Source organism: Tepidiphilus baoligensis (assembly GCF_012911495.1).
GTDB classification, from domain to species: domain Bacteria; phylum Pseudomonadota; class Gammaproteobacteria; order Burkholderiales; family Rhodocyclaceae; genus Tepidiphilus; species Tepidiphilus olei.
In genome coordinates this window covers 89,202-104,563 of sequence record NZ_JAAAUB010000006.1, presented here as the reverse complement: position 1 = coordinate 104,563, position 15,362 = coordinate 89,202, and the positions used below count along the sequence as shown (strand labels likewise).

Genomic DNA, 15,362 nt, shown 5'->3' with positions numbered 1-15,362 from the left:
TCTTCTCCTTTGTCAGATGATCTGCTTGACCTCGTCGAGGGTGAAGATACCCAGATCACCCACCTGGAGGTCGATACTCTTGGGGCCCTTGACCACGCCGGTGACCTGCCCGAGCTGCAGCGGCCTGGCATTGACCGTGTCGCTGCCGTTCTTGGCCTCGACCTTGATCTTGTAAATGCCGGGCTGGGCGGTTTGTCCGTCGTCGGCCTTGCCATCCCAGACGAAATTGTGGCTACCGGCGTCGAGCGATCCCAAATCGAGCGTGCGCACGAGCACTCCGGCCTGATCCGTGATCGTCACCTTGACACTGCTCGCCGCGAGGGGCAGATCGACCCCGGCGATGCCGCCCGAATTCGTGAGCATGATCTGGTTGCCGGCCACCAGCACCCCGCGCCCCACGAGCGACGCCATGTCGGTCATCTGCGCCGTGCCTGCGAGCTCCGAAACGAGCTGGTTGAGTTTCTCGATGCCCTGCACCGTGCTCATCTGCGCCAGCTGTGAGGTCACCTCGGCGTTGTCCATGGGGTTCAGGGGATCCTGGTTCTTGAGCTGAGTGGTCAGGAGCGTGAGGAAGCGGTTCTGCATGTCCTCGACGGCACCGGCCGTTACGCTCTTGCTCGTCTCGCGCTGGCCGTATTGCGCCAGGATCGAATTCGCCGTGGTGGCGGTAGAAGAATTGATCGTGCTCATCGTCCGTCTCCGGTGGGTTCGTCATCGATCGGCGACGGTGCCGTAACCCGCACCCCACTCACTGCCCGATCGTCAGGGTTTTCTGTAGCAAACTTCGTGCCGTATTGATGACCTCGACGTTGTTCTGGTACGAGCGCGAGGCGGAGATCATGTTGACCATCTCCTCGACCACGTTCACGTTGGGCATCTGCACATAGCCGTTCTCGTCGGCCGCCGGGTTGTTGGGTTCATAGACGAGACGCATCGGGGCGGCGCTTTGCACGATCTGGCTCACCTGCACGCCCTGGGCCTCGCCGTCACGGATGGGGATGGTGCGGAAGACCACCTGCTTGGCGCGGTAGGGCTGGCCGTCGGGGCCGACGACGCTCTCGGCGTTGGCGAGGTTGGAGGCGGTGGTGTTGAGGCGAACCGACTGCGCCGTGAGCGCCGAGCCCGCCACCTTGAACACGTCGAGCATTGCCATGACGATCTCCCTGCCCTGTCACTCACTGCCCGGTGATGGCGGTGCGCATCCCTTTGAGCAGCCGGTTGATGAAGTTGAGGCTCGCCTCGTAGTGAAACGCCGTCTCGGCGAAGGCCGTGCGTTCCTGGTCCATGTCGACGGTGTTGCCGTCGACGGACGACTGCACTTCGGTGCGGTAGCCCTCGTATTGGGTAAGCGGATCCTCGCCCCCGGCCGAGAGGTGCTTGGGGTCGGTTTTCTTGAGGCCCGGGGCGCTGCGGCTCGACTGGGCCTGGGTGAGGGCGGCGCGGAAATCGAGGTCGCGCGCCTTGTAGCCGGGCGTGTCGGCGTTGGCGATGTTCGAGGCGATGAGCTGCTGCCTGCGGGCTTGCACTTCGAGCGCATGGCGCTGAAAAGCGAGGGCTTGTTCGAGTTTTTCCAACATGGTCATCCTCCGGTTTGGGACGACGGGTAATGAGCACTTTCCATGCCTGACAGGATAAGTCCCTGCCCGTCAAGGCAAAGGGCGGAACATACGGGATTCTTCCCGGCAAATTCGCGCTTGCCTGCCGGCAAGGATTGCCGGGCTTGCCGATCCGTGTTAGAACTTCGGCCCATGAACGCCGTCCGCCTTTTCGCCTTTTTCTTTCCCTTCGCCCTCGGGCTGTGTAGCCTTGCGGCCGAAGCGCGCCAGGAGCCGCAGGCAGTGGAGCAGACCGTACGGGCTTTCCTGCAGCAGGCGACGGCGGGGCTGCCGGGGCGGGTGCAGATCGAGGTCGATCCGTTCGACCCCTACAATCAGCTCCCTCCCTGCCGCCAGCTGCAGGCCTTCGTGCCGGAGAACGTGCGGCTGTGGGGACGGGTGGCGGTGGGCGTGCGCTGCACCGAACCCACGCCCTGGACGGCCTATCTCACGGCCAGGGTCGCGGTTTTCGGGGCCTATTACCAGAGCGCCCGCCCCTTGCGCGCGGGGCAGGTCCTCTCGCCCGACGATCTGCGCCGTGAAGAAGGAGAACTCACGGCGCTGCCGGAAGACGTGGTGCTCGATGCCTCCCGCGTGGTGGGCGCACGCCTGCGCGGCAGCCTCGCGGCCGGCCAACCCCTGCGCCAGAGCCAGATCGTGTTGCCCGACGTCGTCTCGCCGGGAATGGACGTCGTCGTCCGCGCCACTGGCCCGGGCTTCGTGGTGGAGAATCGCGGCAAGGCGCTCAATCGCGCCGCCCCGGGCGAGACGGTGCGAGTTCGGCTCGAGGGCGGCCGCGTCGTCTCGGGTCAAGCCCAACCAGATGGCTCGGTAGCGCTCGGCCCCTAGGGCGAAGAGGATCATCCACCGTACGGCGGCATCGTGCGATTCCCTGCGGAAAATGCTAAAGTTTTCTCATGACTTGCCGTTACCTCCCCCATCGACGCACCGGATTCAAAGAGGAAAGGCGATGAAGATCGGAACCCCCACGCCGCCCGTGACGGGAGGGGCGGAAGCCCTGAGGCCGAGCCCTGCCGGCGGCCATGCGCCCTCTGCCACGCCGCGTGCTGGCAGCACGAACGACTCGGTGGCCGTCTCACGCCTGGCGGATTTGCTGGCGCAGGGAGAACGTGCGATGGAAACCACTGCCGAAATCGACGCCACCCGCGTCCAGGAAATATCCCAGGCAATCCGCGACGGGCGCTTTCACATAGACCCCGAGCGCATCGCCGACGGCCTGCTTGCCGGCGTACGCGATTTCCTCATCCTAGAGAACCGATGAGCCTCTCTCCCACCGCCCTCGCCCTGCTCTCCCAACTGCTCGCGCAAGAAGAGCGTGCGCTCGAGCGTTTCCTCGCCGTACTCGAAGAGGAGCGCCGAGCCCTGCTCGCAGGTGAAGTCGAGGCGATCGCCTCGAGCGTGGAGCGTAAGAACGAGATTACCGAATCCTTGCAGAACTGCAGCCGGCAGAAACTGCTGCTGGCGGCAAAAAGCGCCGGCAAAACCGAGCAGGAGGCCGCCGCCGTGCTCCAGCAATGGATGCAGGAGCCCTCGCTCGCCCCCGTGTGGGAACGCATCCGAACGCTGGCCGAACGCTGCCGGCGCGCCAACCTCGAAAACGGCACCTTCATCCGCGAGCGGCTGGCGGTCAATCAGCAGGCGCTCGACGTGCTCCTCGGCGCCCAGGAGCGCCTCACCACCTACGACGCGCTCGGCACCACGCGCTTTCGTACCGCCACCCGCCGTCCGTTGGGGTCGGCCTGAACGCCCCGTCGTCGAAACGGGCATTTTCTGCCACAATGCAACCCGTTGGCCGATCGCCGGAGCCTCGCGTCATGATCACCGTCGTCTTCAACCAGAAAGGCGGGGTGGGCAAATCCACCATCACCGTCAATCTCGCCGCCATCGCCGCCCGGCGCGGGCTGCGCACCCTCGTGGTCGACCTCGACCCGCAGGCGAACACCACGCGCTACCTCCTGGGCGAGGCCGCGGAAACCGCCGAACCGACGCTTGCCGAATTTTTCGATCAGACGCTCAACTTCAAGCTCGACCCGCGGCGCACCGAGGAATTCGTCCTGCCCACGGCGCACGAGAACCTCGCCCTGCTCGCCGGTCACGGGGCGCTCGAAGAACTCCAGGGCAAGCTCGAATCCCGCTACAAAATCTTCAAGCTGCGCGAAGCCCTGCGCGAGCTCTCCGCCCGGTTCGACCGCATCTACATCGATACCCCGCCGGCGCTCAACTTCTACACCCGCTCTGCGCTCATCGCCGCCCGCTGGTGCCTCATCCCCTACGACTGCGACGAATTCGCCCGGCGCGCCCTCCTGCAACTCCTCGAAACGCTCGAAGAGGTCCGCGCCGACCACAACCCCGAACTGCAACTGGCAGGCATCGTGGTCAACCAATTCCAGAGCCGCGCCACCTTGCCGCGACAGGCAGTGGACGAACTCGCGGCCCAAGGTTTGCCCGTGCTCTCGCCCTATCTCTCGAGTTCGGTCAAGGTCAAAGAGTCGCACCAGAAGAGCTTGCCGCTCGTCGCGCTCGAACCCGGCCATCGGCTGGCGCAGGAATTCGCCGCCCTCTTCGAGGCGATCGAAGCGCGCACCGCCGGCTAGGGAAACGCTGCCTAGAGCCGCTCGAGCGGTGCCACCGACAGCAGCAGCCGCTTGATGCCCACCGCGGAGCCGAAGCGCACGCTCGCCTGAGCGTGTGCCCCCGCGCCTTCCACCGCCAGAATCACCCCCTCGCCGAAGCGCGGATGGCGCACCCGCTCCCCGCTGCGCCAGCCGTTGGCTGCCGTCGTCGCCGGGGCGGAAGCGCGCGACGGTGTCGGCTGTGGCGCTTTCTGCTCGCGACGCCTCGCGTTGAGCCACAGCAAGCGCTCCGCCGGAATCTCCTCGAGAAAGCGCGAGGGCTGATGGTATTCGGTCTGCCCGTGCAGCATGCGGATGTCGGCCCAGGAGAGATAAAGGCGCTGGCGCGCCCGGGTCACCGCCACGTACATCAAGCGCCGCTCCTCTTCCACCCCGCCGTCGGCGTACAGGCTGTTCTGATGGGGAAAGAGCCCCTCCTCCAGCCCAGTGAGGAAGACGACGTCGAACTCCAGCCCCTTCGAGGCGTGCACCGTCATCAGCTGCACCGCCGCCCGGCCCTCCTCGGCCTGCTGTTCGCCGGATTCGAGCGCGGCGTGTTGCAGGAAGAGGGCGAGCATCTCGTGTCCCTGCGCCTCGATCCCCTCGCTCGCCAGCTGGGCGACGAAATCGCTCGCCGCGCTCACGAGTTCGTCGAGGTTCTCCAACCGGTCGCTCCCGTCGCGCTCGGCGGCGTAGTGCGTGCGCAACCCCGAGCCGCCGATCACCCGCTCGACGAGTTCCGGCAGTGGCACCTCGCGCGTCTGCTCGCGCAGACGTTCGATGAGTTGCAGGAATCCTTGCAAGGCCGCACCCGGCCGGCCGGCAAGGCGCGTGGCCGCCGCGCTGATGCCGGTCTGCCCGTCGCGCTGCGCCGCCAGAGCCTCCAGCGTGCGCGCCCCGATGCCGCGCGGCGGGAAGTTCACCACCCGCAGGAAGGCCGTCTCGTCGTCGGGCAGCAAGAGCAGCCGCAGGTAGGCGAGCGCGTGCTTGATCTCGGCGCGGTCGAAGAACCGCTGTCCGCCATGGACGCGATAGGGAATCCCGGCGGCAAGGAGCGCGTGTTCCAGCGCACGCGACTGGGCGTTCGCCCGATAGAGCACGGCGATCTGCTCGGCCGAGACGCCTTCGCGCAGCAAATTGCCGATCTCCTCGGCCACGAAACGCGCCTCGGTACCGTCGTCGGGGGCCTGGAACACGCGGATCGGCTCGCCCTCGCCCGCCTCGGTCCACAGGTTCTTGCCCAAACGTTCGCGGTTGTGGGCGATGATGGCGTTGGCCGCCGCGAGGATGTTGCCGTGTGAGCGGTAGTTGCGCTCGAGCCGGATCACCGCCTGCACGCGGAATTCCTGCTCGAAACGCATCAGGTTGCGCGCGAGCGCCCCGCGAAAGCCGTAGATCGACTGGTCGTCGTCGCCCACGCAAAAGAGGAAGGCCCCAGCCTCGCCCGTGACCGGATCGGCCGCGAAGCGCTGCAACCAACGGTATTGCAGGGCGTTGGTATCCTGGAATTCGTCGACCAGCACGTGCCGGAACCGTGCGCGGTAATGCGCGCGCAGCGCCTCGTCGCGTGCGAGCAGCTCGTCGCTGCGCAGGAGCAATTCGGCGAAATCCACCACCCCTTCGCGCTGGCACTGTGCCTCGTACTCCTGCCACAGCGGCAAAAACCGCTCGGCGCGGCGCGACTCGGCTGCCACCTTGTCCGGGCGCAGTCCCTGCTCCTTGTGCGCGTTGATGAAGGAAAGCAGCTCGCGCGGCGGCGCCGTCTGCTCGGAGACGTTGAGCCGCTTGAGCAGGCGCTTGATGGCCGAAAGTTGGTCGGCCGTATCGAGGATTTGGAACATTTGCGGCAAACCGGCCGCCTCGTGATGAATGCGCAGCAGGCGGTTCGCCAACGCGTGGAAGGTCCCTACCCACATGCGGCGCAGGCTCGGGCGCAGCGCCTCGGGCAAGAGCCCCGACAGGCGCGAGGCCATCTCGCGCGCCGCCTTGTTGGTGAAGGTCACCGCCATGATCTCGTGCGGCCCCGCCTCACCCGTCTCCAGCAGCCAGGCGATGCGGTCGTGAGCACCCGAGTCTTCCCCGAGCCTGCACCGGCCAGGATGAGGGCGTGCTGCGGCGGCAGGGTCACCGCCGCGCGCTGTTCCGGATTGAGTCCCCGCAAAACCTCGTGCATCGTGCGTCCTCCGGCTCCGTGCCGGCGTTTTCTCCCGGCCCCGATTGTAACCTTCCTCGACGAAGGACGGCGGCAGGGAACTTTTGTTGCATCGCAACATCGAACGAGACGTCTCGTAAAAAAACCCGATTGAAATTTGGGCGGCCATGGATGCAAGACGTTGCGCGGGTGCAACAAAAAGTAAGTCGGACTTGCATTTCCCCGCCCGGATCACGATAATGCGAGCGTGTGTTGCGGCACAACATGCTGCGAAACGGAATCGCCGCCCACGAAGCGGCAAGGAACGAGCGATGAAAGCACCCAAACTCCTGCCCTGGTTTGCCAAGCAATATGGCCTGCCCGAAGAGCGCGCCCAGGCGCTGTGGGCTGAAGCCGTGCGCCGCGCCACGCTGGCCACCGGCTGGATCGGCTCCTCACTCTACTGGCAAACCGCCTGGAACGAATTCCATCGGCTCGCTGAAGCCGAATCGCATCGTCTGCACCCGATCACTTCCTGGTTGCGCCTACAGCATCGCCTGATGACCATGCCACTGCGCGCCGCCACCGACCTGCTGCGCGCCGGCGAGAAAATGCTCGAACGCAGCCGCGCCGCCTGACCGAATCTTGTCTCCCTCCCTCTCCATCTCTCGATGGAGTTCGCGCCCGCCCAGTGCGGGCGTTTTTTTGCGCCTTTCATTCGGCGAAAGCGGGGAAATCCCCCGGCCGCACCGACACGCCCACCCTCTCTCCCAAAAGCGGCACCTCGTGGGCCAAGGCGAACACTTCCTCGCCGGAATCCAGCCGCAGCGTAAGCCGGCACTGCGCCCCTCGGAACAGAACATCCACCACGCACGCCTGCACGGTGGCGACCGCTTCGAAGCGCACGTCCTCCGGACGCAGCAGCACCTCGACGCTCGCCCCCGGCTCGACACGGCCGTCCCCTGCGAAGCGCACCGGTAAACGGCCCAGAGCGGTTTCGACTTCCCCCCCCTCGGAAACCCGTCCGCGCAGGAAAACGCCTTCACCGACGAAGCTCGCGGCGTATCGGGTAGCCGGCGCACGATAAAGCGCCTCGGGGCTCCCCCATTGCTCGATACGCCCTTCGTGCATCAGGCCGACGGCGTCGGCCATGGCGAACGCCTCGTGCTGATCGTGCGTCACCACCAGCGCCGTCATGCCGCGATCGCGCAGCAAGGCGCGCACCTCATGCGCCAAGCGCGCGCGTAATGCCTCGTCGAGGCTGGAAAAGGGTTCGTCGAGCAGCAGCAACGCCGGCTGCGGCGCCAAGGCCCGGGCAAGCGCCGCCCGCTGCCGCTGACCGCCCGAGAGCTGATGGGGCCAGGCATCGGCCAAGGTGCTCAAGCCCACCACGTCCAGCATCTCCGCCACTCGGTTCGCCCGCGCCCGTCGATCCAAGCCCCGCAGACCAAAGGCGACGTTCTGGGCGATGGTGAGGTGTGGAAATAGGGCGTGATCTTGGAAAACCATACCGATGCGCCGTCGCTCTGGCGGCACGACCAGTCCGGGTCGCGTCACGGTCTGCTCGTCGATGCGGATCTCGCCTCGCTGAGGGGTTTCGAACCCGGCCACGCAGCGCAGCACCGTCGTCTTGCCACAACCGCTCGCGCCGAGCAAGGCGCCGATCTCCCCGGGAGCCAGGGCGAGCGACAAGTCGCGTACCACGACGTGCGCGCCGTAGGCATGATGCAAACCGAGGATTTCGAGCGCCTTGGACACCAATGCCGTTTCCTGGGATAAAAAATTATCGATTCTCATTATAATATGAGCACCTCGAAAAGTCGCCATGCAGCCGCGCAGCAGGTCGATCGAGGTGCCCCCCATTTCCCCTCCTCATGCGGTGCTCATGCCTCGGTCTCTTTCCCTCTCCACCCTGCTCGTCACCCTACTGGCCTTGCTCGCCGTGGTGCCGCTTCTCAGCGTGCTCCTGCAGCTGCTACAGCCGAGCACCGGCGACGTCTGGGCCCATCTCGTGCGCACGGTGCTGCCGGACTACCTCGCCAATACTGCCTGGATCGCGCTGGGCGTGGCGCTGGGTACGACCGTCATCGGCGTGAGCTGCGCCTGGCTCACCGCCACGCACGAGTTCCCGGGACGTCGCCTGCTGGAGTGGGCGCTGATCCTGCCGTTCGCCATGCCGGCTTATGTGATGGCCTACGCCTACACCGATTTTCTCCAGGTGAGCGGCCCCCTACAAAGTGCGTTGCGCGAACTCACCGGCTGGAGCGTACGCGATTACTGGTTTCCGCCCATCCGCTCGCTCGGCGGCGCCGTGACCATTCTCGTGCTGGCGCTCTACCCTTATGTCTACCTGCTCGCACGCACAGCGTTCCTCGAACGCAGCCCGGCCATGCTCGAAGCCGCCCGTACGCTCGGAGCCTCTCCCTGGCGCACTTTTTGGCGGGTGAGTCTGCCGCTCGCCCGTCCGGCGATCGCCGCCGGCACGGCGCTCGCGCTCATGGAAGCGCTCGCCGATTACGGCACCGTGGCCTATTTCGGCATCCCGACCTTCACCACGGGTATTTTCCGCACGTGGTATTCACTGGGGGACCGGGTAGCGGCGGCCCAGCTCGCCTCGACGCTCGTCGGTTTCGTGCTCCTCTTGCTGTGGCTCGAGCAGGCAAGCCGACGGCGGGCGAAGTTCGACGGTGGCAGAGCGCACGCCGCCGCGCCGCGCACGCGGCTCGTCGGCTGGCGCGCCGCCCTGGCCGCCTGCGTCTGCGCTCTGCCGGTGGTGCTGGGCTTTCTGCTGCCCGCGATCCTCTTGCTGGCGATGAGCCTGCAGGAACCGTCCGTGGCCGTCGACCCGCGTTTCTGGCGCGCCGCCGGCAATAGCCTCCAGCTCGCCACCATGACCGCGCTCCTTGCCGTGGTGCTGGCGCTCCTGTTCGCTTACCACGCGCGGCTGAAACCGTCGCCGCTGGCGCGCCTGCTCAACCGGCTAGTGGGGCTGGGCTATGCTCTGCCGGGAGTGGTCATCGCCGTCGGCGTGCTCTTGCCGGCAGCCGCACTCGACAATCTGATCGCCACCTGGCTGCACCAGACCTTCGGCCTCTCACCGGGGCTACTCCTCACCGGCAGTCTCGCCGGCCTCGTCTATGCTTATCTGGTTCGTTTCCTCAGCACGGCACTGCATACGGTGGAAGCGGGGCTCGCGAAAATTCCTCAGGCGATGGATGAAGCCGCGCGCACGCTCGGCAGCGGCCTGTGGCGCACACTCGCCTGCATCCACGCGCCGCTCCTGACGAAGAGCCTCTTGACCGCAGCCCTGCTCGTCTTCGTCGACGTGATGAAGGAGTTACCGGCCACACTGGTGATGCGCCCTTTCAATTTCGACACGCTCGCCACTCGGGTCCATACCCTGGCGGCCGACGAGCGCCTGGCCGAGCTGGGGCTGCCCTCGCTCACCCTCGTACTCGTCGCCCTCGGGCCGGTGCTGTTGGTGGCGCGGCAGATCACCCGTCATGGCCAAGCGCGTGCGGACGAGAAAAAGCCTCTGCGCCGGGTCGATCCCGCCCCGGGCGCGGCATGAAAAAACGCCCGGCTTCCAGACCGGGCGTTTCGCGAACGACGGGAGAGCTCGCCCTCAGCGCCAACCCACCTCGTCGAAAATTCTCTGTGCCAGAGGCTGGTTCTTACCCAGCACCTCCACCGGCAAGGGATCGATCTTGAATTCGCCCAGCGACGCGAGCACGCGGTTGCGATAGGCCACGTCGGGCACCGTAGGCCATTCGTTGTTGCCCACCGCGAAATAAACCTGCGCCTCCTCGCTCGCCAGATACTCGAGGAAACGGATCGCGGCTTCTTTGTGCGGCGCGGTGCGCACCATGCCTGCTCCGGAGATATTCACGTGGGTGCCGTTCCCGTCCTGGTCCGGCCACACCAGCGCCACTTTGCGCACCACGTTCAGGTCCCCGGGTTTGTCGGAAGCCAGGAGCCGCACATAGTAATAGTGGTTCACCAGCGCCACGTCACACTCGCCGGCGGCCACTGCCTTGATTTGGTCGGTATCCGACCCCTGAGGTGGACGGGCGAGATTGTCCTTCACCCCCTGCGCCCAGGCACGTGCCTTTTCCTCGCCCCAGTGCTCGATGAGCGCCGCGAGCAGGGACAAGTTGTACACGTTGCTCGAAGAGCGCACGCACACGCGCCCTTTCCATTTCGGATCGGCAAGATCGGCATAGTCTTTGATCTCGCCGCCCGACACCGCCGCCTTGTTGTAGACGATGGCGCGAGCGCGATAAGAGAACCCGAACCACTTCCCTTCCGGATGACGGAAATGCGCCGGAATACGTGCCTCCAACAGCTCGGAGCGCACAGGAGCGAAGAGCCCCATTTGCTCGGCACGCCACAGACGCCCCGCATCGACCGTGATGAGCACGTCGGCCGGGCTGTTCTCCCCCTCGGCCCGGATGCGTTCGATGAGCGGATCTTCCTGCCCCTCGATCAGATTCACCTTGATACCGGTGGCGGCCGTGAAGTTTTCGTAGAGGCGGGTGTCGGTGGGGTAGTGCCGCGTCGAGTAGACGTTGACCACCGGTTCCTGGGCCTTCAGCGCTGGAGCGAACAAGGCTGCCGCCAGCACCGCCACCGTTGCGAACGTTCGTTTCATGGGACCTCCTCGATCGACAAGAAATGATAATTACTATCTTTTTCATTATACACGAAGTCACTCGACGCAAGCGCCGTGCACCCCGCGGCGACTCCCCGCTCTTTGCCCCGCCTCCATCAAACCGGCTATACTTCTCTTTTCGTTCGCGCCACCTACCATCCCATCATGCAAGAAAAATACGATCCGTTGGCCGTCGAGCGTGCAGCTCAGCACTACTGGGACGAACACCAGAGTTTCAAGGTAGTCGAAGACCCCTCGCGGCCAAAGTACTACTGCCTGTCCATGTTCCCCTACCCTTCGGGGAAACTGCACATGGGGCACGTGCGCAACTACTCCATCGGCGACGTGCTCGCCCGCTACCACCGCATGCGCGGCGACAACGTGCTCCAGCCCATGGGCTGGGACGCCTTCGGCATGCCGGCCGAGAACGCCGCCATCCAGAACGGCATCCCGCCGGCTCAATGGACCTACAGCAACATCGCCTACATGAAGCGCCAGCTGCAGCGGCTGGGTTTCGGCATCGACTGGTCGCGCGAGTTCGCCACCTGCCGCCCCGAGTACTACCGCTGGGAACAGTGGGTCTTCCGGCGCCTGTATGAAAAAGGGCTCATCTATCGCAAGCTCGGGCTGGTGAACTGGGATCCGGTCGACCAGACCGTGCTCGCCAACGAGCAGGTGATCGACGGACGAGGCTGGCGCTCCGGCGCGCCGGTGGAGAAGCGCGAAATCCCCATGTACTACATGCGGATCACCGCCTACGCCGACGAGCTGCTCGACGCCCTGAACGACCTTCCCGGCTGGCCCGAGCAGGTGAAACGCATGCAGGCCAACTGGATCGGGCGTTCGGAAGGCGCCGAAGTCGTCTTCCCCTACGATGAAGCGAGCGTCGGCCAGGCAGGAAGCCTGCGCGTCTTCACCACCCGCGTCGATACCCTCCATGGCGCCACCTACGTGGCCGTGGCCGCCGAACATCCGCTGGCGCTCGCCGCCGCCCGGCGCGACCCCGAGCTTGCCGCCTTCATCGAAGAGTGCCGGCGCGGGGCCGTGGCCGAAGCCGAGATCGCCACGATGGAGAAGAAAGGCCGTCCGACCGGCTTCTACGTGCTGCACCCCCTCACCGGCGAGAAACTCCCCGTATGGGTGGCCAACTACGTGCTGATGGGCTACGGTGAGGGCGCGGTGATGGCCGTGCCCGCCCACGACGAGCGCGACTTCGCCTTCGCCCAGAAGTACGGCCTGCCGATCAAGCAGGTGATCCGCCCGGCGGGCAAAGACCTCGACGTCGACCCGCACGGCCCCTGGCGCGAAGAGTACGCCGAGCTCGGCCTCCTCGTCGCCTCCGGCCCTTACACCGGCATGCGCTCGGAAGAAGCCAAGGAAGCGATCACGGCGGCGCTCGCCGAGAAAGGGCTCGGCGCCAAGCGCGTGCAGTACCGGCTGCGCGACTGGGGTATCTCACGCCAGCGCTACTGGGGCTGCCCCATCCCCATCGTTCATTGCGCCGATTGCGGCGACGTGCCGGTGCCCGACGAACAGCTGCCGGTGGTGCTGCCGGAGAACGTCGCCCTCACCGGCCGCGGCTCGCCGCTCGCGCAGATGCCCGAATTCTACGAGACCACCTGTCCGCGCTGCGGCAAACCGGCCCGGCGCGAGACCGACACGATGGACACCTTCGTCGAATCGAGCTGGTACTTCCTGCGCTTTTGCTGCGCCGACAACCACCAAGCCATGCTCGATGAGCGGGTCGAGTACTGGATGCCGGTCGATCAGTACATCGGCGGCATCGAGCACGCCATCCTGCACCTGCTCTATTCCCGTTTCTTCACCCGGGCGCTGCGCGACCTCGGCCTCGTCGGCTTCTCCGAGCCCTTCACGCGCCTCCTCACCCAAGGGATGGTGGTGGCCGAGACCTACTACCGCCTCACGGCCGAGGGCAGGAAAGAGTGGATCAACCCCGCCGACGTGCTCGTCGAGCGCGACTCCAAGGGGCGCATCGTCGCCGCGCGGCTCAAGGCCGACGGCCAGCCGGTACAGATCGGCGGCATCGAAAAGATGTCGAAATCCAAGAACAACGGCGTCGATCCGCAGGCGCTCATCGACCGCTACGGCGCCGACACGGCGCGCTTCTTCATCATCTTCGCCGCGCCGCCCGAAGCCCAGCTCGAATGGTCCGACTCCGGCGTCGAAGGCGCCCACCGCTTCCTGCGCCGCGTCTGGGCCTTCGGCCACAAATACCGTCGCGAGCTGCAGCCGCTGCTCGCTTCGGCCCCGGCCGTGAGCGCGCTTCCCGCCGCCTTGGCCGCCGCCCGCTGCGAGCTGCACACCATCCTGCAGCAGGCCAACCACGACATGGGCAAACAGCAGCTCAACACCGTCGCCTCGGCCACGATGAAGATGTTGAACGTCCTCGAACGCCTGCCCGAGGCCGAACCGGCTGCGCAAGCGCGACTCGCCGAAGAAGGATTCTCCATCCTGCTGCGCGTGCTCGCCCCCATCGCACCGCACCTCGCGCACGTCTTGTGGCGCGAATGCGGCTTCGGCGAAGACGTGCTCGACGCCCCTTGGCCCGAACCGGATCCCGCAGCCTTGCAGCGCAGCGAAGTGGAGCTCGTGCTGCAGATAAACGGCAAGACCCGTGGCAAGATCGTCGTTCCGGCGCAGGCCGACCAGGCGACGATCGAGTCGACCGCGCTCGCGGCCGCTGCGCATCACCTCGAAGGACGCTCGCCCAAGCGCGTCATCGTCGTCCCCCGTCGCCTCGTCAATCTCGTCGTGTGAGGACTGCCCGATGGCCGAGCCAGCGCTTCGTTCCGCCTCCCGACGCCACCTGCTGCTCGCGGCCGCAGCCGGGGCACTGCTCGCCGGCTGCGGTTTTCGGCCACGGGGCATAGCCGGACTCGGTGCACCCACCGTGCACATCAACACAGCCCGTAACAGCGCTCTGGGGCGCGTGATCGAGCGCCGGCTCTCGGGTAGTGAAACACGCTGGGTCGAGCCGACCGAAGCGGCCGAGATCCGCCTCGACATCCTCTCGTACCGCGAAGAGCGCGACATCCTCTCCCTCACCCCCGACGGCAAGGTGCGCGAATACCAAATCCGGGCCCAGCTGCGCTTTCGCGCGCTGGACAAAGAAGGCGAGGAGATCGTTCCGGCCACCACGCTCACGGCCGAGCGCGATTACGGATACAGCGACGATGAAGTCACCGCGCGCGAGAAAGAAGAGGTCTTGCTCTACGCCGACATGCGCCAGCAACTCGTCGACCAAATGTTCCTCATGATCGGTCGCACGCTCGCCAAGCGAAAATGAAACTACCGCTCGAACGGCTCACCCGCCACCTCGAACGCCAAACGCTGGAGCCCGTGTGGGCGGTCTACGGCGACGAGCCGCTCCTCGTGCTCGAGGCCACCGACGCCGTTCGCGCCCGCGCCCGTGCGCTCGGCTTCGACGAGCGACTCGTCTTCACCGTCGAGCCCGGTTTTTCCTGGGAACGCCTCGCCCAGGAAAGCGACAGCCTTTCGCTCTTCGCCTCCCGCCGGCTCATCGAATTGCGGCTGCCCCAAGGCAAGCCGGGAACGGAAGGCGCCGCCTGGCTCGGCGAACGGGTGAAAAACCCCTTGCCTGAGACGATTCTTCTCGTCACGCTGGGCGAGCTCGACTGGCAGGCGCGCAAGAGCGCCTGGTTCACCGCTCTCGAGCGGCACGCCGTGGTCGTGGAAGCGAACGCCCCGCCGCGCGAGCGGCTTCCCGAGTGGTGGCGCGAACGGCTCGCCCGCCAGCGGCAGAGCGCCTCGCCGGAATTGCTGCGCCTGCTCGCCGAACGCACGGAAGGAAATCTCCTCGCCGCGCGTCAGGAACTGGAAAAACTCGCCCTGCTCTTCCCCGAGGGGCCGCTGCCGGAAGAAGAAGTGTGCACCGCCGTCTTCGACCTCGCCCGCTACGACCCCGATGCGCTGCGTCAGGCCATGCTCGAGGGCGATTGCGTGCGCGCGCTGCGCCTGCTGCGCACGCTCACCGCGGAAGGCTGCGCCATGCCGCTGCTACTGTGGGCGATCGCCGCGGCGCTGCGCCTCATCGCCGGCGCCCAGGAAACGCTCGCACGCGGCGCGCCGCTCGAAGTCTTCTTTCGGCAGGAACGCGTCTTCCGCCCCGAAGAAAAACGCGCCATCGAGCGCAGCGCCCGCAGGCTCCCGCCCTTGCGCGCCGCGCTCACCGCCTGCGCCCGGCTCGACCGCATCGCCAAGGGCGCCGAAGCCGGCGACTTTGTCCCGGAAGCCGAACGCCTGCTTCTCTCCCTAGGCACGGCCCCGCCCCGCGGCCGCGCCGCCTGACCCTATTCGACCGCTGGAGTACG

General features: G+C 66.3%; 14 protein-coding genes and 1 pseudogene. 9 read left to right on the top strand and 6 right to left on the bottom strand.

What is annotated here, in order from left to right; all coding sequences use genetic code 11:
* Positions 1-12: 12 nt before the first annotated feature.
* The 3 genes from GV368_RS05840 to flgB are packed head-to-tail and all read right to left on the bottom strand — an operon-like array spanning position 13 to position 1,577.
* Positions 13-690: a flagellar hook assembly protein FlgD gene (locus GV368_RS05840; RefSeq protein WP_142804388.1), complete on the bottom strand. Its 678-nt coding sequence runs from the start codon at positions 688-690 to the stop codon at positions 13-15.
* 58 nt (positions 691-748) lie between these two features.
* Entirely contained in the window at positions 749-1,153 is a 405-nt protein-coding gene (flgC, locus tag GV368_RS05835; RefSeq protein ID WP_142804387.1) for a flagellar basal body rod protein FlgC, read from the bottom strand.
* Positions 1,154-1,175: 22 nt separating this feature from the next.
* Positions 1,176-1,577 carry a flagellar basal body rod protein FlgB gene (gene flgB / locus GV368_RS05830; protein ID WP_169115849.1) on the bottom strand — a complete coding sequence of 134 codons (402 nt, stop codon included), beginning with the start codon at positions 1,575-1,577 and terminating at the stop codon, positions 1,176-1,178.
* 171 nt (positions 1,578-1,748) lie between these two features.
* Between flgB and flgA the strand changes: the two genes are divergently transcribed.
* The 4 genes from flgA (at position 1,749) to GV368_RS05810 (ending at position 4,210) form a co-directional block, all read left to right on the top strand.
* On the top strand, positions 1,749-2,444 hold the full coding sequence (gene flgA, locus GV368_RS05825; RefSeq protein ID WP_169115848.1) for a flagellar basal body P-ring formation chaperone FlgA: 696 nt from the start codon (positions 1,749-1,751) through the stop codon (positions 2,442-2,444).
* A gap of 121 nt (positions 2,445-2,565) precedes the next feature.
* Positions 2,566-2,877 carry a flagellar biosynthesis anti-sigma factor FlgM gene (gene flgM, locus GV368_RS05820; protein WP_142804384.1) on the top strand — a complete coding sequence of 104 codons (312 nt, stop codon included), beginning with the start codon at positions 2,566-2,568 and terminating at the stop codon, positions 2,875-2,877.
* Positions 2,874-3,359 (top strand): flagella synthesis protein FlgN, encoded by a 486-nt coding sequence (locus GV368_RS05815; protein WP_142804383.1) that lies wholly within the window; start codon positions 2,874-2,876, stop codon positions 3,357-3,359. Before flgM ends, GV368_RS05815 begins: the two co-directional genes overlap by 4 nt.
* A 71-nt stretch (positions 3,360-3,430) precedes the next feature.
* The gene (locus GV368_RS05810; RefSeq protein ID WP_169115847.1) at positions 3,431-4,210 is read left to right on the top strand and encodes a ParA family protein; all 780 of its coding nucleotides are present in this window, start codon (positions 3,431-3,433) and stop codon (positions 4,208-4,210) included.
* Between the two features lie 11 nt (positions 4,211-4,221).
* Here the strand turns inward: GV368_RS05810 and GV368_RS11630 are convergent.
* Positions 4,222-6,401 (bottom strand): annotated as a pseudogene (locus tag GV368_RS11630) (UvrD-helicase domain-containing protein).
* 290 nt (positions 6,402-6,691) lie between these two features.
* On the opposite strand from GV368_RS11630, the gene GV368_RS05800 reads away from it, so the two are divergent.
* On the top strand, positions 6,692-6,997 hold the full coding sequence (locus GV368_RS05800; protein WP_169115846.1) for a hypothetical protein: 306 nt from the start codon (positions 6,692-6,694) through the stop codon (positions 6,995-6,997).
* 76 nt (positions 6,998-7,073) lie between these two features.
* Here GV368_RS05800 and GV368_RS05795 read toward each other — a convergent pair whose 3' ends face one another.
* On the bottom strand, positions 7,074-8,117 hold the full coding sequence (locus GV368_RS05795; RefSeq protein WP_206673305.1) for an ABC transporter ATP-binding protein: 1,044 nt from the start codon (positions 8,115-8,117) through the stop codon (positions 7,074-7,076).
* Between the two features lie 127 nt (positions 8,118-8,244).
* On the opposite strand from GV368_RS05795, the gene GV368_RS05790 reads away from it, so the two are divergent.
* Entirely contained in the window at positions 8,245-9,930 is a 1,686-nt protein-coding gene (locus GV368_RS05790) for an ABC transporter permease (protein ID WP_169115844.1), read from the top strand.
* Between the two features lie 54 nt (positions 9,931-9,984).
* Here GV368_RS05790 and GV368_RS05785 read toward each other — a convergent pair whose 3' ends face one another.
* The gene (locus GV368_RS05785) at positions 9,985-11,010 is read right to left on the bottom strand and encodes a Fe(3+) ABC transporter substrate-binding protein (RefSeq protein WP_169115843.1); all 1,026 of its coding nucleotides are present in this window, start codon (positions 11,008-11,010) and stop codon (positions 9,985-9,987) included.
* 165 nt (positions 11,011-11,175) lie between these two features.
* Between GV368_RS05785 and leuS the strand changes: the two genes are divergently transcribed.
* Genes leuS through holA form a run of 3 tightly spaced genes read left to right on the top strand, consistent with a single transcriptional unit; the run spans position 11,176 to position 15,339 of the window.
* A complete protein-coding gene (gene leuS / locus GV368_RS05780) occupies positions 11,176-13,788 on the top strand; it encodes a leucine--tRNA ligase (RefSeq protein ID WP_169115842.1) in 2,613 nt (870 codons plus the stop codon).
* Between the two features lie 10 nt (positions 13,789-13,798).
* On the top strand, positions 13,799-14,317 hold the full coding sequence (locus tag GV368_RS05775) for an LPS-assembly lipoprotein LptE (RefSeq protein WP_169115841.1): 519 nt from the start codon (positions 13,799-13,801) through the stop codon (positions 14,315-14,317).
* Complete coding sequence (gene holA, locus GV368_RS05770; RefSeq protein WP_169115840.1) at positions 14,314-15,339, top strand: DNA polymerase III subunit delta; 1,026 nt, start codon at positions 14,314-14,316, stop codon at positions 15,337-15,339. The genes GV368_RS05775 and holA overlap by 4 nt, the downstream gene beginning before the upstream one ends.
* The last annotated feature ends 23 nt before the right edge of the window (positions 15,340-15,362 follow it).